Annotated in this window: 14 protein-coding genes and 1 pseudogene; 9 read left to right on the top strand and 6 right to left on the bottom strand. The window is 71.3% G+C overall.

What is annotated here, in order from left to right; translation table 11 throughout:
- Window positions 1-155 precede the first annotated feature (155 nt).
- The 3 genes from OG780_RS35730 to OG780_RS35720 all read left to right on the top strand — a co-directional run bounded on the left by OG780_RS35730 (window position 156) and on the right by OG780_RS35720 (window position 2,370).
- Window positions 156-632, top strand: a complete 477-nt coding sequence (locus OG780_RS35730) for an Lrp/AsnC family transcriptional regulator (RefSeq protein ID WP_328455179.1) — start codon at window positions 156-158, stop codon at window positions 630-632.
- Window positions 633-782: 150 nt separating this feature from the next.
- Complete coding sequence (locus OG780_RS35725; protein WP_328455177.1) at window positions 783-1,478, top strand: HAD family hydrolase; 696 nt, start codon at window positions 783-785, stop codon at window positions 1,476-1,478.
- A gap of 253 nt (window positions 1,479-1,731) precedes the next feature.
- Window positions 1,732-2,370 carry a TetR/AcrR family transcriptional regulator gene (locus OG780_RS35720; protein WP_443062250.1) on the top strand — a complete coding sequence of 213 codons (639 nt, stop codon included), beginning with the start codon at window positions 1,732-1,734 and terminating at the stop codon, window positions 2,368-2,370.
- Between the two features lie 91 nt (window positions 2,371-2,461).
- Here OG780_RS35720 and OG780_RS35715 read toward each other — a convergent pair whose 3' ends face one another.
- Window positions 2,462-3,091 carry a dihydrofolate reductase family protein gene (locus OG780_RS35715; protein WP_328455175.1) on the bottom strand — a complete coding sequence of 210 codons (630 nt, stop codon included), beginning with the start codon at window positions 3,089-3,091 and terminating at the stop codon, window positions 2,462-2,464.
- A 113-nt stretch (window positions 3,092-3,204) separates the two neighbouring features.
- Window positions 3,205-4,269: an NAD(+)/NADH kinase gene (locus OG780_RS35710; protein ID WP_328455173.1), complete on the bottom strand. Its 1,065-nt coding sequence runs from the start codon at window positions 4,267-4,269 to the stop codon at window positions 3,205-3,207.
- A gap of 621 nt (window positions 4,270-4,890) precedes the next feature.
- Here OG780_RS35710 and OG780_RS35705 point away from each other — a divergent pair.
- The 3 genes from OG780_RS35705 to OG780_RS35695 all read left to right on the top strand — a co-directional run bounded on the left by OG780_RS35705 (window position 4,891) and on the right by OG780_RS35695 (window position 9,495).
- Window positions 4,891-5,571 carry a class I SAM-dependent DNA methyltransferase gene (locus tag OG780_RS35705; protein WP_328455171.1) on the top strand — a complete coding sequence of 227 codons (681 nt, stop codon included), beginning with the start codon at window positions 4,891-4,893 and terminating at the stop codon, window positions 5,569-5,571.
- A 195-nt stretch (window positions 5,572-5,766) separates the two neighbouring features.
- The gene (locus OG780_RS35700; protein ID WP_328458616.1) at window positions 5,767-7,407 is read left to right on the top strand and encodes a SpoIIE family protein phosphatase; all 1,641 of its coding nucleotides are present in this window, start codon (window positions 5,767-5,769) and stop codon (window positions 7,405-7,407) included.
- Between the two features lie 474 nt (window positions 7,408-7,881).
- Complete coding sequence (locus tag OG780_RS35695) at window positions 7,882-9,495, top strand: multicopper oxidase family protein (RefSeq protein WP_328455169.1); 1,614 nt, start codon at window positions 7,882-7,884, stop codon at window positions 9,493-9,495.
- 711 nt (window positions 9,496-10,206) lie between these two features.
- Here the strand turns inward: OG780_RS35695 and OG780_RS35690 are convergent.
- Window positions 10,207-10,629, bottom strand: a complete 423-nt coding sequence (locus OG780_RS35690) for a secondary thiamine-phosphate synthase enzyme YjbQ (protein WP_326789272.1) — start codon at window positions 10,627-10,629, stop codon at window positions 10,207-10,209.
- A gap of 194 nt (window positions 10,630-10,823) precedes the next feature.
- On the opposite strand from OG780_RS35690, the gene OG780_RS35685 reads away from it, so the two are divergent.
- Window positions 10,824-11,912 (top strand): NAD(P)-binding domain-containing protein, encoded by a 1,089-nt coding sequence (locus tag OG780_RS35685; RefSeq protein WP_328455165.1) that lies wholly within the window; start codon window positions 10,824-10,826, stop codon window positions 11,910-11,912.
- Window positions 11,913-12,110: 198 nt separating this feature from the next.
- Here the strand turns inward: OG780_RS35685 and mltG are convergent.
- Both mltG and OG780_RS35675 read right to left on the bottom strand, forming a co-directional pair.
- Window positions 12,111-12,965, bottom strand: a pseudogene (gene mltG / locus OG780_RS35680) (endolytic transglycosylase MltG); the annotation flags it as partial.
- A 44-nt stretch (window positions 12,966-13,009) separates the two neighbouring features.
- A complete protein-coding gene (locus OG780_RS35675; protein WP_328455163.1) occupies window positions 13,010-14,809 on the bottom strand; it encodes an ABC transporter ATP-binding protein in 1,800 nt (599 codons plus the stop codon).
- 114 nt (window positions 14,810-14,923) lie between these two features.
- On the opposite strand from OG780_RS35675, the gene OG780_RS35670 reads away from it, so the two are divergent.
- Window positions 14,924-15,388 carry a MarR family winged helix-turn-helix transcriptional regulator gene (locus OG780_RS35670; RefSeq protein WP_326789270.1) on the top strand — a complete coding sequence of 155 codons (465 nt, stop codon included), beginning with the start codon at window positions 14,924-14,926 and terminating at the stop codon, window positions 15,386-15,388.
- Window positions 15,389-15,556: 168 nt separating this feature from the next.
- Complete coding sequence (locus tag OG780_RS35665; protein WP_328455161.1) at window positions 15,557-18,502, top strand: FAD-binding and (Fe-S)-binding domain-containing protein; 2,946 nt, start codon at window positions 15,557-15,559, stop codon at window positions 18,500-18,502.
- 82 nt (window positions 18,503-18,584) lie between these two features.
- Here the strand turns inward: OG780_RS35665 and OG780_RS35660 are convergent, their stop codons facing one another.
- Entirely contained in the window at window positions 18,585-20,234 is a 1,650-nt protein-coding gene (locus OG780_RS35660) for a peptide-N4-asparagine amidase (protein ID WP_328455159.1), read from the bottom strand.
- Window positions 20,235-20,269 lie beyond the last annotated feature (35 nt).

Below are 20,269 nucleotides of genomic sequence, written 5' to 3'. Positions count from 1 at the left end.
TCCGGTACGGCGTCCTTGCCGTCCGGCGCTGCGCAGCGCCATCGATACGGACAAGGTACGCGGCAGCCCGGAACTGGCTCAACCGGCTCGGTTTCGACTGGGCCATTGGTACAGTCGAAGGAGAACATTGTCGGCCGCGAGGAGGCCAACGGACCATGCCCGTGGACGAGCTCGACACCCGCATCCTGCGGCTGCTCCTGGAGCAGCCGCGCACCAGCGTCCGTGAATACGCCCGCGTCCTCGGTGTCGCCCGCGGCACGCTCCAGGCCCGCCTCGACCGGCTGGAGCGGGACGGGGTGATCACCGGGACCGGCCCTTCGCTGTCCCCCGCGGCCCTCGGCCATCCCGTGCTCGCGTTCGTGCACATCGAGGTCACACAGGGCCATCTGGACGACGTGGGCGACGCGCTCGCCGCCGTACCGGAGATCATCGAGGCGTTCTCGATCACCGGCGGCGGCGATCTGATCACCCGGGTCGCGGCGCGCGACAACGCCCACCTGGAGGATGTGATCCAGGCCCTGATCAGCCTGCCGGGCGTGGTCCGCACCCGGACCGAGGTGGCACTGCGTGAACGGGTCCCGCACCGGCTGCTGCCGCTGGTGGAGTCGATCGGCCGGGCGGCACAGGGCTGACCGCGCCGCGGTCGGATCACTACCGGGGTCTCGCTGCGGGCGGGCCGCTCCCGGTCATCACTGCGGGCGGATCACTCCGGCACCTCACCGCGGGCCGATCACGCCCGCGCATCACCGCGGTTGGATCACTCCCGGGCATCCTTGACCTCTATGAGCACCCTCGACGGCACTTCGGTCATCTTCGATCTTGACGGAACGCTCGTGGACAGCGAGCCGAACTACTTCGAAGCCGGGCGCCGGACCCTCGCCGGGCAGGGCGTCACCGACTTCACCTGGGCCGAGCACGAGAAGTACGTCGGCATCAGCACCCAGGAGACGCTCGCGCTCTGGAAGGAGCGCTACGGCCTGACGGCCCCGCTCGAAACCCTGCTCGCCGAGAAGAACCGCCGCTACCTGGAACTGGCCCGCGCCTCCACCCGCGCGTACCCGGAGATGCGTGCGTTCGTGGAACTGCTGGCCTCGGCCGGCGTCCCGATGGCGGTCGCCTCCGGTTCCTCGCTTGAGGCCATCGAGGCCATCCTGGCCGGCACGGGCCTGGACTCCCGGCTCACGACCGTGGTGTCGGCGGACGAGGTGGCGCACGGCAAGCCCGCCCCGGACGTGTTCCTCGAAGCGGCGCGCCGGCTGGGTGCCGACCCGGCGGACTGTGTGGTGCTGGAGGACGCCGCGCCGGGCGCCGTCGCCGCGCACGCGGCCGGCATGCGCTGCATCGCCGTCCCCTGTCTCGCGGCGCAGGCCGACGATCCCGCCTTCGCGCGGGCCGATCTGCTCGTGCGCGGCGGCCAGGCCGAGTTCACGGCGCGGGCCGCGTACGACTGGCTGGCGAGCGGGGCCCCGCGTCCCTGAACCGGAACCCGTCGGCGGCCATTTCTGAAGTCTCCGGCCGGAATTCCGCCGGGTGCGCCAGAATGCCGGTCGGCGAGAGGTTCCGGACACCGCGCGGAGCGGTTCGGCCACCGCGGGGGCGGGCCGGCCGCTTCGGCAGGCGCTGGGCACACGGCGTCCGCGATCGCCCGCCTCGTGCCGGCCGTCCCGTCGCCGAGGGCGGTCCGGCCGTGTCACCGGGAGAGATCCGGCCGTCGTTCCGGAAGGAGTAGGCGTGCACCCCGACAAGGACGCACCCGCGGGCTCGGGGGCGCCGGCAGATCAGGACGGACCGCTGCGTTCGGACGCGCGACGCAATCGCGAGCGCATCCTGGCCGTGGCCCTGGCGGAGCTGACCCGCTCCGCCGACACGCCGCTGAGCGCGATAGCCAGGAAGGCGGGGGTCGGTCAGGGGACCTTCTACCGCAACTTCCACCATCGCGAGGCCCTCATCCTGGAGATCCACCGCCACGAGGTGCGGCAGGTGACCGACGCGGCGGCGCATCTGCTCGCCACCCGACCGCCGGATCGGGCACTGCGGGAGTGGACGGACCGTCTCGCACGGTTCGCCATGGCCAAGGCGGGCCTGGCCGAAGCACTGCGGACGACCACCGGCACACCTCGGGGCGTCCTCACGAGGCTCGACCACAAGCCCCTGAGCTCGGCCGTGGCACTCCTGCTGCGGACCAACGAGGAAGCGGGCACCATCCGGCCCGGTGTGACCGCCGACGACTTCCTGCTCGCCGTCGCCGGACTCTGGCAGCTCGACCGGCACGGGGACTGGCAGGCGCACGCCCGCCGCCTGCTGGACCTGGTGACGGACGGCCTGCGCGTCGGCGCACCCGGACCGGGCGGGCCCGCGCGGAAGGACTGAGCCCGCCGCTCGCCCACGGAGGCCGGCCGTACCGCCCGCCACCGCACCCGGGCCTGACCCTGGCGCGGGCCAGGCCTGGAAGGCGACCAGGTCAGCGGCGGACCAGCCTGACGTGCGTCGCGGCCGGCGATCCGACCAGCTCGGCCACCCGGTAGCCGTCGATCCCGTCCCCGAGGTTGTCGAACAGGCGCTCTCCCCGGCCCAGGAGCCGCGGGACTACGGCCAGGTGCAGTTCGTCGAGGAGTCCCGCGCGCAGGTACTGCTGGACGGTGCCCGGTCCGCCGCCGATCCGGACGTCCTTGCCCTCCGCCGCCTCGAAGGCACGGGCGAGAACCGTCTCCACGGGTTCGTCGGTGAAGTGGAAGGTCGTTCCGCCCTCCATGACGACCGAGGGCCGCAGATGATGCGTGTGCACGAACACGTCGTTGTGGTAAGGAGGGTTGGGGCCCCACCAGCCCGTCCACGACTCGTCCTCCCACGGTCCGCGCCGAGGCCCGAACATATTGCGGCCCATGATGGTGGCGCCGATGTTCTCCTCGCTGCGCTCCACGCACTCGACGTCGATTCCTCCCTTGCCGTCGGCCAGGTCGCGCATCGCGGCGAACATCCACTCGTGCATGCCCTCGAAGCCCTCGCCGAGCGGATGCTCGAGACACTGGCGGGGTCCGGCGGCGTAACCGTCCACCGAGACCGTGATGTTGTGTACGCGCAGCTTGGGCATGACCGTGCTCCTTGGGTCCGTGGTTTCCCGCTCTCACCCGTACGTCGAACGGGGCGCGCCTGGATCGACGACTTTCCGGAAAGTCCCCCGCCCGAGCGCGACGCGCCCCTCCGTCAGCGAGCCGCCGAAGGGGGCGGCAGGCGCAGTTCGGCGAGGTCCGGGGGGATGGGGGTGTCGGGGCGGAAGAACGGAGCGGCTTCGACGTCGGCGGCCGTGGCCGGTGCGTCGGTGAGGCGGAAACGGTCGCGCAGCCGGCCGTAGAAGTCGGTGGGGTGCAGGCGGATCAGACGGACCCGCTGCGGAGCCCGGAAGACCCCGATCCAGTCGCCGGGGTCGAGCACCCCGCGCAGTTGGCCGTCGATGCTGACGGCGGCCTGGCCCGAGTGGGGCAGCACCCGCAGGGCGACGGGCTCGTCCGGCGCGGCGACGACGCTGCGGTTGAAGGTCATGTGGGGCGCGATGGGAGTGAAGACGACCGCGTCCATGTGCGGGGAGAGCACGGGACCGCCGGCGGCGAAGCTGTAGGCGGTCGATCCGGTGGGGGTGGCGACGGCGAAGGCGTCCGCCGAGTAGGAGGCCAGCCGCCGTCCGGCGAGATAGACGCCGACGCTGACCTGACGGTCACGGGCCAGTTTCTCCAGGACGACGTCGTTCAGGGCCGCGACGTCCAGTGCCACCCCCCAGCCGTCACCTTCCGTCGTGTCGGCTCTGACCTGCGGCGGCGGCAGGGCGGGCCCCCGCCCGTAGCAGAGCACGGCCTCCATCGATCCGGGGACCTCCAGGACCCGGGAGGCACGCATGGTCAGCGTCATCCGTTCCTCGACGATGGCCTTCCCCTCGTGGACCGCTTGCAGCGCCCGCGTGACGTCGGCCGCCGGCACCTCGGTGAGGAACCCGACCTTGCCGAGGTCGACACCCAGCACGTTCGCACCGCTCTTGACGGCGATCCGGGCGCCACGCAGGAAGGTGCCGTCGCCACCGAGCGTGACGACGAGGTCCGGGTTGCCGGCCGCCTCCGCTTCCTCGCGTCCGCCGCGACGCCGCTGGTCCTTGGCCCAGACGTCGATCTCGGTGCACCGGATTCCTCGCGCGTCGCACCAGTCGTGCACGGCGCGGGCGGCATCGCGGGCCGCCGTCCGCCCCTGGTGGACGACCAGGCCGACACGGTGCACGGACACAGCGACCTCCAGGTCCACGTAGGGTATGACTCGATCCTTCCATGAATGCGACATTTCGGTACGGGCGGACGGGCAGACGGCGGGCAGACGGACCGTCCGGCCGCACCGGGCGCCCCCGCGGAGTCGTCGGACCGTGGGGAGCCGCCGTGCGGGCGTCGCTTCGCGGGTGGGAGGCGCGAGGGGACACCGGTCCCCGCCACCCGCGCCACCGCCACACGATCCGGCGCCGAAGAGCGAGGCGTGCGACCGGGCCAGAGCCTCAACTCCGCATATGGAGCGTCGACTTCGGCATGTCACTTACTACAGGCAGAAGTTGGCGCCAGAAGCCGCATCAGGTCACCCTTTTCCTCCGGACGGATTCCAGCCGTATCGACGTCATCAGGTGCGGCGACTCGCTTCCGTTCGCGGCGCGTTCGGGTGCTGTCAGCGGCGGAGCAGAGGGCAAGGGAACGGTTCCGCGGGTCGAACATTTTTGGACACTTGGGCATCCCGCCGAACACTGAACGACTATCGTCTCGAATTGACGTCTCCTGAGCGACCGACATGGCTCGGAGATCCAGTCATGGCCGTTTTCATCCGCATCACGGACCGCTTCGACAGCCCCCATGAAAGGTTCCTTTCGTGATCAACAGCAATCCCGGGCCTGATTACGAGAGCGTCCTGCTCGACCGCAAAGGCCAGGCCGAAGCGTTCGACGCCATCGGTGACCGCTACGACGAGGCCTTTCCGCACAAGGAAGGCCAGGTCACCGCAGGCGAGTGGCTGATCGGATCACTGGGCGAGGGGGCGCGGGTCCTGGATCTCGGCTGCGGCACGGGCGTACCGACCGCGCGCCAGCTGACGGACGCCGGGTTCGAGGTCGTGGGGGTCGACCTCTCCGGCACCATGGTGAAGCTCGCGAGCGCCTACGTCCCCGACGCGACGTTCCATCAGCTGGACCTGGCCGACCTGCGCCCGGGCGGACCGCGCGACCTCGGCCGCTTCGACGCCGTCGCCGCCTTCTTCTCGCTGCTGATGCTGCCGCGCGCGGAGATTCCCCTCGCTCTGCGGACCGTCCGTCATCTGCTGGCGCCCGGCGGCCGGTTCGTCCTGTCCATGGTCGAGGCCGATGTGGACAACTTCGCGATCCCGTTCCTCGGGAACACGATCAGGGTCTCCGGCTATCTGCGGGAGGACCTGCACAAGGTCATCGAGGAAGCGGGCTTCGAGATCGTCAAGGAGACCTCGTACACGTACGCCCCCGCGGTGACCGATGTCCCACCCGAGGAACAGGTCTTCCTGTGCTGCCGGCGGTGTGACTGAGGAGGCGGAGTCCGAGCCGCGGACCGGCGCCACCCACCGGACGGGACAGAACGCGTGACCGAGCATCACACCCACCACGAGGGCACCGCCCCGGCACAGGACCTGCTCCCGCCTGCCGCGGTGGCGGACGACGGCCTGCCACAGACCGACCGCCTCCGGTATCTCGACGTGGCGACGCGGCGGATCGCCCGCGGGATGGACCTCGACGAGACGCTGCGGGAACTGAGGCAGGCGGCCGTACCGGCGTTCGCGGACGCGGTCTTCATCCACCTCGACGATCCGCTGCCGGTGGGCAGGGAGCGGTCGACGGCACCCGTCGTACTCCGCCTGCACAGCTCCGAACGGGCACTGCCGGCGCCGCCGCACGCCGCCGGGGCCCCGCACGCCGGTCCGACCCCGCCTCCACCGCCGTTCCCCGAGGTCGCCGAGCGCGTGGATCCGGCCGGCGCCGGCCGGCTCGCGGAGCTGCTGCGGGACGGGCGTCCCACGTTCGGTGACGCGCCGGGCAACGCGCCCGCCGTCGCCGAACTGCTCGCGGCGGGGACCGACCCACGGTGCACCCTGCCGCCGGGCCACCGTCTGATCATCGCGCCGCTGCGCGGCAGCCATCACGTCATGGGCACGGTCGTCCTGTTCCGGGGCGCCGAACGCCCGGCCTTCACCAGCGACGATCTGCTCGTCGCCTCGCAGCTGGCCACGCACACCGCACTCGGGGTCCAGAAGGCGGTGATGTACGGCCACGAGGCCGCCGTGGCGGACACCCTCCAGCACACCATGCTCCCGTCGTCGCTGCCCGAACCCACCGGGATCCGGCTGGCCAGCCGCTACCTGCCCGCCTCGAAGACCGCCCAGGTCGGCGGCGACTGGTACGACGCGATCCCGCTTCCCGGCAACCGCGTCGCACTGATCGTCGGCGACGTCATGGGCCACTCCATGACCTCCGCCGCGATCATGGGCCAGCTGCGCACCATCGTGCAGACCCTGGCCGGTCTCGATCTGCCGCCCGACGAGGTCCTGCACCATCTCGACGAGCAGGCCCAACGGCTGGGCAGCGACCACATCGCGACCTGCCTCTACGCGATCTACGACCCGATCTCGCACCGCCTGCTGATGGCGAACGCCGGCCACCCGCCCGCGGTACTGCTCCACGAGGACGGCCGGGCCGAGGTGCTGGGTGTTCCGCCCGGCGCCCCGATCGGCGTCGGCGGTGTCGTCTTCGAGTCGGTGGAGATGGCCGCGCCCACCGGGGCGACCCTGGTGCTGTACACCGACGGACTCGTCGAGTCCCGTGACACGGACATCGGAAGCGGCGTCGAGGCACTGCGGATCCGTCTCCAGAGCACCGCCCGGGGACTCGCCTCGCTGGAAGTGCTCTGCGACCACGTGCTGGGAACCCTGGGCCCGGGGTCCCGCGACGACGACATCGCCCTGCTCGCCGCCCGGTTCGACGGCTTCCCGCCGGACAGCGTCGGTTACTGGTACCTGGCTCCCCACCCGATGACCGCGGGCCAGGCACGCCGGCTGACCCGCAGGGCCCTGCGCCGCTGGGGCCTCGAGTCCCTGGTCGACCCGACGGAACTCATGGTCAGCGAGATCGTGACGAACGCCGTGCGGTTCGCCTCGCGGCCCCTCTCGCTACGGCTGCTGCGCACCGACGTGCTCCGCTGCGAGGTGACCGACGACTCGCCCCAGGTGCCCAGGATGCGGCAGGCCGGCTTCGGGGACGAGAGCGGTCGCGGCCTGTTCCTGGTCAATCAACTCGCCCTGCGCTGGGGCGCGACACGCCTGAGCAGCGGCAAGGTCGTCTGGTTCGAGCAGAAGATCCCGGCGAAGTAGCGGCCGCTCCGGTCCCATTCGGCCGATTTCTGATCGACGGTTCCGGGGCACACATACCCAGCCAGGGTATCGTGGCGGTCCTAGGGCCTGCCGTTCGGATCAGGCCCCCGGGACGCGGGGCCTGATCCGAACGGCAGGCCCTAGCTCGCAGGAAGTGCGGACGCCCCTGATGACGGTACGAAGGTTGCCCCGGGCCAGGTTCGACGGCGCCGCCCGCCGGGTTCGCGGCCTGGCCGTCACACCGTGCCCCGTGGCCGCCGTACCGCTCCGTCACGACATCCCCGGCACGACCGCCGGCGCGATGCGGCCGGCCTCACCGCACGCCCTGCCGGGATCGGTCGCCCGACCCGCCGTTCCTCTCCCCGTCGTGCACATAGGCCACGTCCCCACGGCTCTCCGCGTCGCCTGACGCCGTCCGTCCAGCCGTGTGGACCGTCCCGAAACGCCTGTCGCGCATCGAGAAGAGGACTCTTCGTGAACAGCATCAACCGTCGCACCGTCCTCGCGGGCCTGGGAGCGGCAGGTACCGGCCTGCTCGCCGCCTGCGGCAAGGACGTCCCCCACACGCCCTCCCTCCTCAGCCCCACCGGATCCCAGGTCGCCCGCGCGGAGAAGAAGCGCGGCGCCACGGGCAGGGTCGTGAGCATCAACGTGACCTCCGCGCCCGCCACGCTCGACCTGGGCGGCGGCGTACTGGCCAAGTCCTGGGCCTTCAGCGGCCAGGTTCCCGGCAAGGAGATCCGCATCTCCGCCGGCGACACGCTCTCCGCCGAGCTGTCCAACCAGCTGCCCGGTGCCACCACGACGTCCCTCCACTGGCACGGCATCTCGCTGCGCAGCGACATGGACGGCGTTCCGCCGGTCACGCAGAACCCGGTGCGGGCAGGCTCCAACTTCACGTACCGCTTCGTCGCCGACAAGCCCGGCACGTACTTCTTCCACCCGCACGTGGGTGTCCAGGTCGACCGCGCAATGTACGCGCCGCTGATCATCGAGGACCCCAAGGAGCCGCTGTCGTACGACGACGAGTGGGTCGTCGTCCTCGACGACTGGCTCGACGGCGTGACCGGGACGCCCGACGACGTCTTCGCCGAGCTCAGCCATCACATGTCCGGCATGGACATGAACAGCACGGGATCGAGCCGGGCGACGTCCTCACGGTCCCCGTCCATGCCGATGTCTCCGTCCATGCCGATGTCCGCGTCCACCCCCGGGTCCCCGTCCGCGTCCTCCGGCGACGGCCCGTCGACACGCTTCAGGCTCACCGGCACCGCCAGTCCGCTGCTCGGCCGTGACGCCGGCGACGTGAACTACCCGTACCACCTGATCAACGGACGCGTGCCGACCGACCCGGCCGTCTACACCGGCACCCCCGGCAGGCGGGTCCGCCTCAGGATCGTCAACGCGGGCGCGGACACCGCGTACCGTGTGGCGCTCGGCGGCCACAAACTGACCGTCACCCACACCGACGGCTTCCCCGTCGAGCACGAGGAGGTCGACACGCTGCTGGTCGCCATGGGCGAGCGGTACGACGTACTGGTCACCCTCGACGACGGCGTCTTCCCGTTCGTCGCACTCGCCGAGGGCAAGGACGTCACGGGCATGGCCCTCGTGCGGACCGGATCGGGAGGCCTGCCGGATCCGGCCGTGCGACCGAAGGAACTGGACGGCCGCACGGTGACCGCCGGGCAGCTGCGCGCGAGCGACGGCGTGCGGCTGGAGACGAAGGATCCCGACCAGGTTCTGCGCGTCAAGCTCACCGGCAGCATGGGCACGTACGACTGGGCCATCAACGGCAAGCGGTTCGACATGGCCGACCCGACCTCGAACCCGCTGCTGGTCCAGGAGGGCCAGCGGGTCCGGTTCGACTTCGTCAACGCCACGAACATGTGGCACCCGATGCACCTGCACGGCCACACGTACCAGCTCGGTGATACCGGACCGCGCAAGGACACGACCATCGTGCTGCCCAGGTCGAAGGTGTCCGTCATCTTCGACGCCGACAACCCCGGGCAGTGGATGCTGCACTGCCACAACGCCTACCACAGTGAGGCCGGGATGATGGCGCTCGTGGCCTACGGGGCCTGAATCCACGGAGCGTCGGCACGGGGTCGTGGCCGGGACGCGACGCCGACGGCACTCGCTCTCCTCGTCCCACGGGTCGCCGGGCACACCCGGTGACCCGTACACCGTGGCTCCGGCAACAGCCGCCCAGCCGTCAGGGAACAGGTGTCAGCGAATTCGCGGTGTTCGACAAAGCTGCCGGATCCTGCCGAAATCGCCTGCGGCGGCGGACGTTTCCGACAAGATCCGTCCATGCACACCAAGGGGGACCGACTTCGTGCCTGGGTGACCGGCCCGGACGACCGCACCCTCCGAGAACTGCTCATGATTCCAGGCATGTCGGTGCACATTCCGGGGGTCGCGACCGCCTTGAACGGGCAGTCGCCGCGTCTGAGGCGCCACGAGATGCCGGCCGCTCGTACCTGGCTGAGCCGCACCGGCGCAGCCGGCCTCGCGGCGATCGTGCAACACGCGACGGACCGGACGCTGTTCCGCCTGGAGCGGTGTCACGGACATCCGGGCGGAAGAGCTGTCGGCACCCGCCACGGAGCATCTGCGAGAGGTCGATTCCGTGCTCGCGCAGATAAACCCTGTACAGCCTCTCCGACAGTCCCGTCGCCGACGGCGGGAGCGATCACGAGCACAGCGTGCGCACCCTGTGCTCCTGAGGCCGCGGCAACCTGCCGGCCTGCCCGGGTGACGAGCGCCGCGACCACAGCCGTCAGGGCCGACCGCTCAGCCCAGGAAACTCAGCCGCACCTGGCGATTCGGGTTGTCCCGGTTCGTGTCCACCAGGCACACCGACTGCCATGTCCCCAGCTCCAGAGCCCCGTCCACCACCGGCAGGGTCGCGTGCGGCGGGACGATGGCGGGGAGGACGTGGTCGCGGCCGTGCCCGGGGCTGCCGTGACGGTGCTGCCAGCGGTCGTCCGCGGGGAGCAGGGAGTGCAGCGCGGTGAGGAGGTCGTCGTCACTGCCCGCGCCGGTCTCGATGATGGCGATTCCGGCGGTGGCGTGCGGGACGAAGACGTTCAGGAGGCCGTCACGGCCCGCCGCGACCTCGCGGAGGAAGGCCTCGCAGTCGCGGGTGAGGTCGACGACCGTCTCCGACGAACCGGAGGAGATGTTCAGGACCTGCGTGGTGAAGGCATCGGACATGCCTCAATCCTCTCCCATACGGGGGCTCCCGGCTTGCGGCGACGGCGCTCGGCGCGGGTCGTGGACAACCGGCCACCGAGCGCCGACCGCCGGCGGCTCACGGCGCGAGGCACGAGGCACGGTTCGTTCGTCAGGTGGCTCACAGCGAGGTGCCCGGCGGGAAGATCCCGGACCCCGGTCCGGTTCGTAGAAGCGTGAACAACACCGGGGTGAGCGCGCGTGAGGTCGAAGTGGTCGTCGTCGGGGCGGGTCAGGCCGGTCTGGCGGCCGCCTACCACCTGCGGCGCACGGGCTTCGAGCCCGAGCGTGACTTCGTCGTGCTCGACCACGCGCCCCACCCGGGCGGAGCCTGGCAGTTCCGCTGGCCGTCGCTGACGTACGGCAAGGTGCACGGGATGCACTCCCTGCCCGGCATGGACCTGATGGACGCGAACCCGGACCGCCCCTCCTCCGAGGTCATCTCGACGTACTTCGCCGCCTACGAGCGCGCCTTCGACCTGCGGGTGCAAAGGCCGGTCGACGTCAGGACCGTCAGGGAGGGGGCCGGCGGCCGGCTGCTCGTGGAAGCCGGCGACCGTACGTGGTCGACGCGGGCGCTGATCAACGCGACGGGTACCTGGGACCGCCCGTTCTGGCCTCGCTATCCGGGCCAGGAGACCTTCCGTGGGCGGCAGTTGCACACGGCGCAGTATCCGGGCCCCGAGTGGTTCGCCGGGCGGCGCGTGGTCGTCGTGGGCGGTGGCGCCTCCGGGACCCAGCATCTGATGGAGATCGCCGCCCACGCGGCCGGGACCACCTGGGTCACCCGGCGTCCCCCGGTCTTCCGCGAGGGCCCCTTCACCGAGGAGTTCGGGCGGGCCGCCGTCGCTCTCGTCGAGGAGCGGGTCCGGCAGGGGCTGCCGCCACGGAGCGTGGTCTCGGTCACCGGGCTGCCGCTGAACGACGCGATCCGCCAGGCGCTGGCCGACGGCGTGCTGGACCGGCGGCCGATGTTCGACCGGATCACCCCGGACGGTGTGGAGTGGGCGGACGGTACGCGTGTGGACGCGGACGTGATCCTTTGGGCGACCGGTTTCCGGGCGGCCATCGATCATCTGGCGCCGCTGCGGCTGCGCGAGCGGGGTGGCGGCATCCGGGTCGAGGGAACGCGCGCGGTCGCCGACCCGCGCATCCACCTGGTCGGCTACGGGCCCTCCGCGAGCACCATCGGTGCCAACCGGGCCGGCCGGGCGGCCGTACGGGACATCAGGCAGTTGCTGGCGAACGCGCCGGTCGCCGTGTGATGCCCCGCACGCCTGTCAGTTCGTGGGAATGACCGTGGGAGTCACCGTGGGGGTACCCACGGGCGTGACCGAGGGCGTGACCGCGGGAGAAGCCACGGGAGGGGCTGCGGCAGAGGTCTCGGGCGTGACCGCGGGAGAAGCCGGGGACGTGACCGCGGGAGAGGCCGCCTGGGGGAGCTTGGACGAGGCGGGAGAGGTGGACGCGGTGGGCGGTGCGGCCGTGGGGGACGCGCTCTTGTGGTGCAGCCGGTTGAACTCGGCCACGTTGCGCTGGTGTTCCTCGTAGCCGGCCGTGAAGCGTGTGTCGCCCGGCTTGACCGTGACGAAGTACAGCCAGTCGCCCGACGGCGGGTTGACCGCGGCGCGCATCGCCTCCTCGCCGGGGTTGGCGATCGGCGTGGGCGGCAGGCCCATGCGCCGATACGAGTTGTACGGGCTGTCGAGCCTGGTGTCCGCCTCGCTGGTGTTCAGCGTGGAACGGTTCAGCGTGTAGTTGATGGTCGAGTCCATCTGCAACGGCATACCGCGCTGCAGGCGGTTGTAGATGACCCTGGCCACCTTGCCCATGTCCGTCGCGGTCGCCGCCTCCGCCTGCACGATGCTCGCGACGGTGACCGCCTGATAGACGTTCATCGTGTTGCGCTGCGCGCCGGCGGCGATCGGCGCCCCGTTGAACCTCTTGTTCGCGGTGTCGACCATGAACGTCAGCAGGGACTCCGGAGTCGCCTTCTCGCCGATCGGATAGGTCGCCGGGAAGAGATAGCCCTCGGGGTTGCCCCTGGCGTCGTCCGGAAGTCTGAGGTGGGCTTTCGCCAGGGACTTCTTGGTGGTTCCCGCGGGAACCCGGAGGGCCTTGTCGACGGCCGCGTAGACCTGTCCGGAGCGCCAGCCCTCCGGAACGACGAGCGACGTCGGGCGGGCGTCGTCGTCTCCCATGCTCAGCAGCGGCACCGCCACGGCGGTGGCCGCCACGACGGCGCCGGTCGCGATGAGGGCGACCCGGCCCCGGCGCGTCAGTCGAATCGTGCTCCGTGGCGGAGTGTTCATCTGCATAACGGGCACGGTAACGCGCTATTGCCAACAAACCCGGCATATCGTCATCTTGTCGGTGCCAGTTGGGCGTCCCGGTGGACGAGAGCGGCATAGCGCCCCTCCCCCGCCAGCAACTCCTCGTGCGTGCCTCGCTCGACCGCGCGGCCCGAGTCGAGGACGACGATCTGGTCGGCGCCGCGGATCGTGGACAGCCGGTGCGCGATGGTGAGCGTGGTGCGGTTGGCCGACAGGGCGTCGATGGCCTCCTGGACGGCATGCTCCGTGCGGGTGTCCAGGGCACTGGTCGCCTCGTCGAGGATGAGCACGGGCGGATCACGCAGGATCGTGCGGGCGATGGCGAGGCGCTGCTTCTCGCCGCCGGAGAACCGGTGGCCGCGTTCACCGACGACCGTGTCGTACCCGTCGGGCAGCGACGCTATGTGGTCGTGGATCTGGGCCGCCCGCGCCGCCGCGTGCAGTTCCTCGTCGGTGGCGTCCGGCTTGGCGAAGCGCAGGTTCTCGGCGACCGAGGCGTGGAAGAGGTACGTCTCCTGGGAGACGACGCCGACCGCGCGCGCGAGGGTGTCGAAGTCGAGGTCCCGGACGTCGACCCCGTCGAGGGTGACCCGCCCACCCGTGACGTCGTACAGCCGGGGCACCAGATAGCTGAGCGTCGACTTTCCGGAGCCGGTCGGACCGACGACGGCGAGGCTGCCGCCGGCCGGGACGGTGATGTCGATGCCGTCGAGGATCGGGGTGCCCTTGTCGTCGTAGCGGAACTCGACGTCCTCGAAGCGAATCTCGCCCTTGACCTGGTCCAGGTGGACGGGGTTCTCGGGCTCGGTGATGTCGATGGGCAGGTCGAGGTACTCGAAGATGCGCTGGAACAGCGCGAGCGAGGTCTGGATCTGCACGCCGGTGGACAGCAGGCTGACCGTCGGCCGGAACAGGCCCTGCTGGAGCGAGACGAAGGCGACGAGCGTGCCGATCGATATCGAGGGGCCGCCGAGTTGAAGGGCGACGCCCGCGGTCCAGTAGATGACGGCGGGCATGGCGGCCATGACGATGCCGATGACGGACATGCGCCAGCGTCCCGCCATGTTCGACCTCACCTCGAGGTCGACGAGGCCCTCGGACTCCTCCGCGAAGGACTTCGTCAGCGAGTCGGCACGGCCCATGGTGCGCCCGAGCAGGATGCCGCTGACGGAGAGCGATTCGGTGACGGTGGCGGCCATCGCCGCCATCTGCTTCTGACGCTGGGTGGTGATCTTCTTGCGTTCGTTGCCGACGCGGCGGCTGATCCACACGAACACCGGCAGCAGGAGCAGGGAGACGAGGGTCAGGCGCCAGTTCAGGGCCACCATCGCGACGATCGTGGCGACCACACTGGTGAGATTGGAGACCAGCGAGGTGGCGGTGGACGTGACGGTCGCCTGCATGCCGCCGATGTCGTTGGCGATGCGGGACTGGACCTCGCCCGTGCGCGTCCTGGTGAAGAAGGCGAGCGACATGCGCTGGAGGCGGCCGTAGACCGCCGTGCGCAGGTCGTGCATCACGCGCTGGCCGACGGTCGTGGAGATCAGCGTCTGCAGGACGCCGAAGACACCGCTCAGGACGGCGCTCGCGATCATGCCGAGCGCGAGCAGGGTCAGCAGGCCCGTACGCCCTTGAGGGATCGCGGTGTCCAGGATCGCCTTCAGCAGGAAGGGCGTGGCGACGCCCACGAGGGACGCGGCGCCGACCAGCAGGCCGACGATCGCGAGGCGGCCTCGGTAGGGCCGGAAGAGGCTCAGGATGCGGCGCACCTGCCGTGGCTGTTGGCTGTCGGCGGGTGGCGGGCTCCAGGCGGACAGTTCGGGGCGCAATGGACTCCTAGGAAAACGGGACGACAGGGACATCGATGAGGATCCGACGACTGACGGACCCTAGCTCATTGTTACCTATACTCACAATGAACGGCATCCTGATATTGTTCCCGCATGACCACCCCCGATGCCGACGGCCTGCTCGCCGAGCAGCTGCTGCGTCTGACGCGCCGCGTTCACCGCATCCAGAAGCGCCATCTGGAGCAGCGCGAGCTGGGCATCACCCCCGCCCAGTCCCGACTCCTGCGTACCCTCGCGCACTACGCCTCACCTCCCCGTATGGCCGATCTCGCGGAGCGCCTCGAAGTGGTGCCGCGTGCCGTGACCACGCTGGTCGACGGCCTGGAGGCGAGCGGCAAGGTCCGCCGGGCGCCCGATCCCACCAACCGCCGGGTGATCCGTATCGAGGTCACGGACGAGGGGCGCAAGGCGCTGCGCGAGCTGCGCGCCGCGCGCCGCGGCGCCGCGGAGGAGATCCTGGCTCCACTGACGGACGAGCAGCGCGAGGTGCTCGGCGGGTTGCTGGACACGTTGGTGGACGGCATGCCGAGGGTGGACCAGGTGGAACACCGGTGCTGAGCGGGTTCGGGACGGCACGTCGCCACTGAGGCGCTCTGGCAGCCCGGGACGGCGCGTCGCCACTGAGGCGGCTCAGCCGGCTCGGGGCGGAATGGGCGCTTCTGGGCCGGTCGGCCACGGCACACCGCGCCGCCGCCGGTCGGCCGAGCCTGTGAGGAGTGGTCCGCGATGCCGCTGCTGGAGCCCGATCCCGACGCCCTGCGCCCCGACGCGCGCCCCGAGGTCCCGGCGGCCGACCGGGTGCCCGAGGACCGGGCCGGGGGGACTCCCGAGCCGCTGCGCGGCGACCTGATCGCCCTGCTCGGCCGCGAGAAGGTGCTGACCGGGATCTCCGACCTCGTGCGCTACGCGTCCGACGCCAGCCCCTACCGCTTCGTGCCGCGGGTCGTCGTGGTCCCCGAGGACGTCGACGACGTCTCGGCGGTGCTCTCGTACGCCCACGGCAAGGGCCGCGAGGTGGTGTTCCGCGCGGCCGGGACCTCGCTCAACGGCCAGGCGCAGGGGGAGGACATCCTCGTCGACGTCCGTCGGCACTGGACGGGCGTCGAGGTCCTCGACGGCGGAGCGCGGGTCCGGATCGCTCCGGGCACGACCGTCGCCCGCGTCAACGCCGCGCTCGCCCGGCACGGGCGCGTGCTCGGCCCCGATCCGGCGAGCGCGGTCGCCTGCACGGTCGGCGGCGTGGTCGCGAACAACGCCTCCGGCATGACGGCGGGCACCACCCGCAACTCCTACGTCACCCTCGCCTCGCTCACGTTCGTCCTGCCGTCCGGCACGGTCGTGGACACGGCCGAACCGGACGCCGACGAGCGTCTGGCGCGAGCGGAACCCGCCCTGTGCGCCGGACTCATGGAGCTCAAGGCGGAGATCGAGGCGGACGCCGGGCTGGTCGACCGGATCCGCGCCAAGTACACGATCAAGAACACCAACGGCTACCGTCTGGACGCCTTCCTGGACGGCTCGACACCCGTCGGGATCCTGCGCGGTCTGATGGTCGGATCACAGGGCACCTTCGGCTTCATCTCGGAGGTCGTCTTCGACACCCTGCCACTGGACCGCAGGGTGTCCGCCGCGCTGCTCTTCTTCGGCTCGCTGCCCGCCGCGGCCGCCGCCGTGCCCCTGTTCACCGCGGCGGGCGCCTCGGCCGTCGAGCTGATGGACGGCAACACCCTGCGTGCCTCGGTGGCCGTCGAGGGGGTGCCCGGGGACTGGGCCGGTCTGCCGGGTCCGACGACCGCTCTGCTCGTCGAGTTCCGCGCCCCGGACGAGGCCACGCAGGAGGCGTACGAGGAGCGGGCCCGCGCGGTGCTGGAGGGGATTCCCCTGGTGTCGCCCGTGCCCTCGGTGACGAACGCCCTCACCCGGGACCAGCGGACCGTCGCCGGCTACTGGAAGGCCCGCAAGGCGTTCGTGACGGCGGTCGGCGGAGCGCGTCCCTCCGGTACGACGCTGATCACGGAGGACTTCGCGGTACCGCCCGAACGGCTCGCCGAGGCCTGCGAGGCACTGCTGGAACTCCAGACCCGGCATGGCTTCGACGCCGCCGTCGCGGGCCATGCCGCCCACGGCAATCTGCATTTCCTGCTGGCTTTCGACGCGTCCAGGCCCGCCGACGTGGAGCGGTACGCCGCGTTCATGGACGCGTTCTGCCGGCTCACGGTGGAACGCTTCGACGGCTCGCTCAAGGCCGAACACGCCACCGGGCGCAACATCGCCCCCTTCCTGGAGCTCGAATGGGGTCCCAGGGCGACGGAGTTGATGTGGCGCACCAAACGGCTGGTCGATCCGGACGACGTGCTCGCACCGCGTGTCGTGCTCGACCGGGATCCGCGTGCGCACGTACGGGGCCTGAAGACGATCCCGCGTGTCGAGGCGATCGCCGACCCGTGCATCGAGTGCGGCTTCTGCGAACCGACCTGCCCCAGCCAGGACGTGACGACGACGCCGCGCCAACGGATCGTGCTGCGCCGCGAGATGATGCGCCAGCCCGAGGGCTCGCCCGTCGAGAACGGGCTCCTGGAGGCGTACGGATACGACGCCGTGGACACCTGCGCGGGCGACTCGACCTGCAAGCTGGCCTGCCCGGTCGGCATCGACACGGGCGCCCTGATGAAGACGTTCCGGCACGCCCGGCACACTCCGCGCGAGGAGAAGGCGGCCGCGCTGGCCGCGCGGCACTTCCGTGTGCTCGAAGCCTCCGCGCGGCTGGCCGTGGCCGTCGCGGACCGGATCGGCGACCGGCGGGTGAATGCCGTGACGCGGGCGGTCCGCAAGGGCGTACGCCCCGATCTCGTGCCCGAGTGGCTGCCGCGGATGCCCGGAGCCGCCCCCTCCGCCCTGCCCCGCACCGCACGCGTGGGGGCCGTCGCCGTCTACTACCCGGCCTGTGTCAACCGCATCTTCGATGGTCCGGGGGACGCGTCGCTCTCTCGGGCCGTCGTCGCGGTCTCCGCGCGCGCGGGAAAGCCGGTGTGGATTCCGGACGATGTCCGGGGGACGTGCTGCGCGACGATCTGGCACTCCAAGGGGTACGAGGCGGGCAACGCCGTGATGGCCAACCGTGTCGTCGAGGCGGCCTGGGGCTGGACCGCCGGCGGCAGACTGCCGCTCGTCGTGGACGCCTCGTCGTGCACGCTCGGCATCGCGCGCGAGGTCGTACCGTATCTGACCCCCGACAACCGGGAACTGCACGCCGAGCTGCTGGTCGTCGACTCACTGGTCTGGGCTGCGGAGGAACTCCTCCCCCACCTCACCGTGCGTCGCACCCTGGGCTCCGCGGTCCTCCACCCGACCTGCTCCATGCGGCACTTGGGCGACGAGGCACAGCTGCGCGCCGTGGCCGAGGCGTGTGCGGACGAGGTGGTGGTGCCCGACGACGCCGGGTGCTGCGCCTTCGCGGGCGACCGCGGCATGCTCCACAGGGAACTCACCGAGTCGGCCACCCGGCGGGAGGCGGCGTTCGTCACCTCCCGCGACTTCGACGCGCATCTGTCGGCCAGTCGCATGTGTGAGGTGGGCATGGATCACGCGACGGGCCGTGGCTACTATTCCGCGCTCCTGGCGCTGGAGCACGCGACCCGCCCCGGCGCCGGACGGGCCGACCGGTCACCATGACCCGGCCGGCCCGCGTCCGTTCCTCGTCCTCGCCCTGGACGGCCGGGCTCGTCACCCCCGCCGTCGGGCCCGTCGCCCGGGCTCAGCAGCGGGCGCGGTCCTGCGTGAGCGTCCCTTGCACGGTGACCAGGGAGCGGTCGTAACAGCCGGCCGAACCGTGGCGCCGGTAGCGCTCGCTCGTCGTGGCGACCGCGTGACGCTGGTCGCGCGGCACGCCGGCCGTGTACGTGGCGTCGCCCGTGTAGGTGTCGTCGAGCCGTGACCACGTGGTGGGCCGGCCGCCCGACTCCTCGGCCACGGCGGCCCGGTCGCCGAGCGTCAGCACGGTCCGCAGCCGGTCGTCCGCGCCGAGGGTCGTCGTGCCGTCCATCGTGTACGTGCGCCGGGTGCGCGTCGTCGTGGCGGGTCCGCGTCCGTCGGCGGTCACCACCTCGTCGTCGGTCCACGTCGCCTCGAGGCCGTCCGTGTTCTCGCCCTCGGTCCAGCGGTGCGTGGAGTTGTTCGCGAGGGTGCGGCTGACCGTCGTCACCACTCTGCCGTGCGAGGTGTCGAGGTACCCGGCGACCGTCAGCCGGTGCCGTCCCGCGGTGTCCACCCGGTGCTCCGAACCGGGCGTGTACGTCGAGGAGTCGGCGAGATCGCCCGCCTCGGCCCGCAGGAGCGCACCGCTCACATGACCGCGCCGGGCGTCCTGCCGGACCAGCACGTTGACGGGCAGGCTCCAGCCCGACTGCCCCTCGGGAACGCCTACGACGGAGACGTCGATCCGGTGCGGACGCCCGTCGTTGAGGAGTCCGGCGAACGGGGTCAGGTCGTACTCGATGGGCTTGACGGCGAAGGCGCGGGGCCCCGGAATCACGTACCAGAGGAAGGGATTGGACCAACCGCCGGTCCACACGGTCGGAAACGGTTCGGCGATACCGGCGAGTCGGCCGTCGACCTCGATCTGCACCTCACGGTAGGGGCCGTTGTCCGCCTTGCAGGAATACGGTGCCGCGGCCGGGACCGTCAGATACCAGACCTCCTCGCAGCCACCGCCGGACCCGGTCGCGTACACCTCGGCGATCACGCGCTCGCTGTTGCGCGGGGTGGTCAGGGTGCCGTCCTCGAGGGTCAGGACACGGTCGGGGGTCACGGCGGGCCTGCCCGTGTAGAACGTCAGCGTGGCCTTGACGTCGAGAACCCCGGTGTACGTGTCGTCGACGACGTTCCCGATCAGCATCTCGACGTCGTGGCTCCGCCGGAACGTGTCGCTGTAGCGCGTCACATCCGTCTCGACGGACCACTCGATCCCGTCGGGCGACGGCTCCGGGGTGGACGTACGGAGAATCTCGACCCCGCCGACGTGCAGATAGCCGAGACGGTCGAACTGGCGCCCCTTGACCTTGCCTTCGAGCCGGAGCACGACCTCGCTCCAGCGGTCGCCGCAGCCCGACGGCGGGGTGTACGTGCCCGTGTAGGGCGTGAAGTCACGGAACTGCGCCTCGGCGAGCGTCACTTCGCAGGACGGCACGGACGGCCTGGCGACGGGCGGGGCGGCGGTGACGGGGTCGTGCCAGTCGCTGCCGAACTCGGCGGGCACGTCGGACGATCGGGCGACGGGCGCGGTGGGGGCCGCGGACGCACGAGCCGCGACGGACGCGGTGGCCGCCGGAGCCGGGCCCGCCCCGAGGAGGGCGCTCGCCACGAGGATCACTCCGGCGAGCATGGACATGATGACCGGTCTACTCATGTGCGGTGTTCTACGGGGCGGTCGAGCCGGCCGCA

Origin of the sequence: Streptomyces sp. NBC_00386 (genome assembly GCF_036063235.1) — a bacterium.
GTDB lineage: Bacteria > Actinomycetota > Actinomycetes > Streptomycetales > Streptomycetaceae > Streptomyces.
The sequence above is the reverse complement of the archived record's forward strand: the minus strand, read 5'-3'. Positions and strand labels throughout refer to the sequence as shown.

Bases quoted from the DNA above. Each gene is read 5' to 3' on its own strand.
- OG780_RS35660 (WP_328455159.1), bottom strand. From the start codon at position 20,234: ATGAGTAGACCGGTCATCATGTCCATGCTCGCCGGAGTGATCCTCGTG.
- OG780_RS35690 (WP_326789272.1), bottom strand. From the start codon at position 10,629: ATGTCCGATGCCTTCACCACGCAGGTCCTGAACATCTCCTCCGGTTCG.
- OG780_RS35730 (WP_328455179.1), top strand. From the start codon at position 156: ATGCCCGTGGACGAGCTCGACACCCGCATCCTGCGGCTGCTCCTGGAG.
- OG780_RS35715 (WP_328455175.1), bottom strand. From the start codon at position 3,091: ATGCCCAAGCTGCGCGTACACAACATCACGGTCTCGGTGGACGGTTAC.
- OG780_RS35700 (WP_328458616.1), top strand. From the start codon at position 5,767: ATGGACCTCGACGAGACGCTGCGGGAACTGAGGCAGGCGGCCGTACCG.
- OG780_RS35670 (WP_326789270.1), top strand. From the start codon at position 14,924: ATGACCACCCCCGATGCCGACGGCCTGCTCGCCGAGCAGCTGCTGCGT.
- OG780_RS35665 (WP_328455161.1), top strand. From the start codon at position 15,557: ATGCCGCTGCTGGAGCCCGATCCCGACGCCCTGCGCCCCGACGCGCGC.
- OG780_RS35725 (WP_328455177.1), top strand. From the start codon at position 783: ATGAGCACCCTCGACGGCACTTCGGTCATCTTCGATCTTGACGGAACG.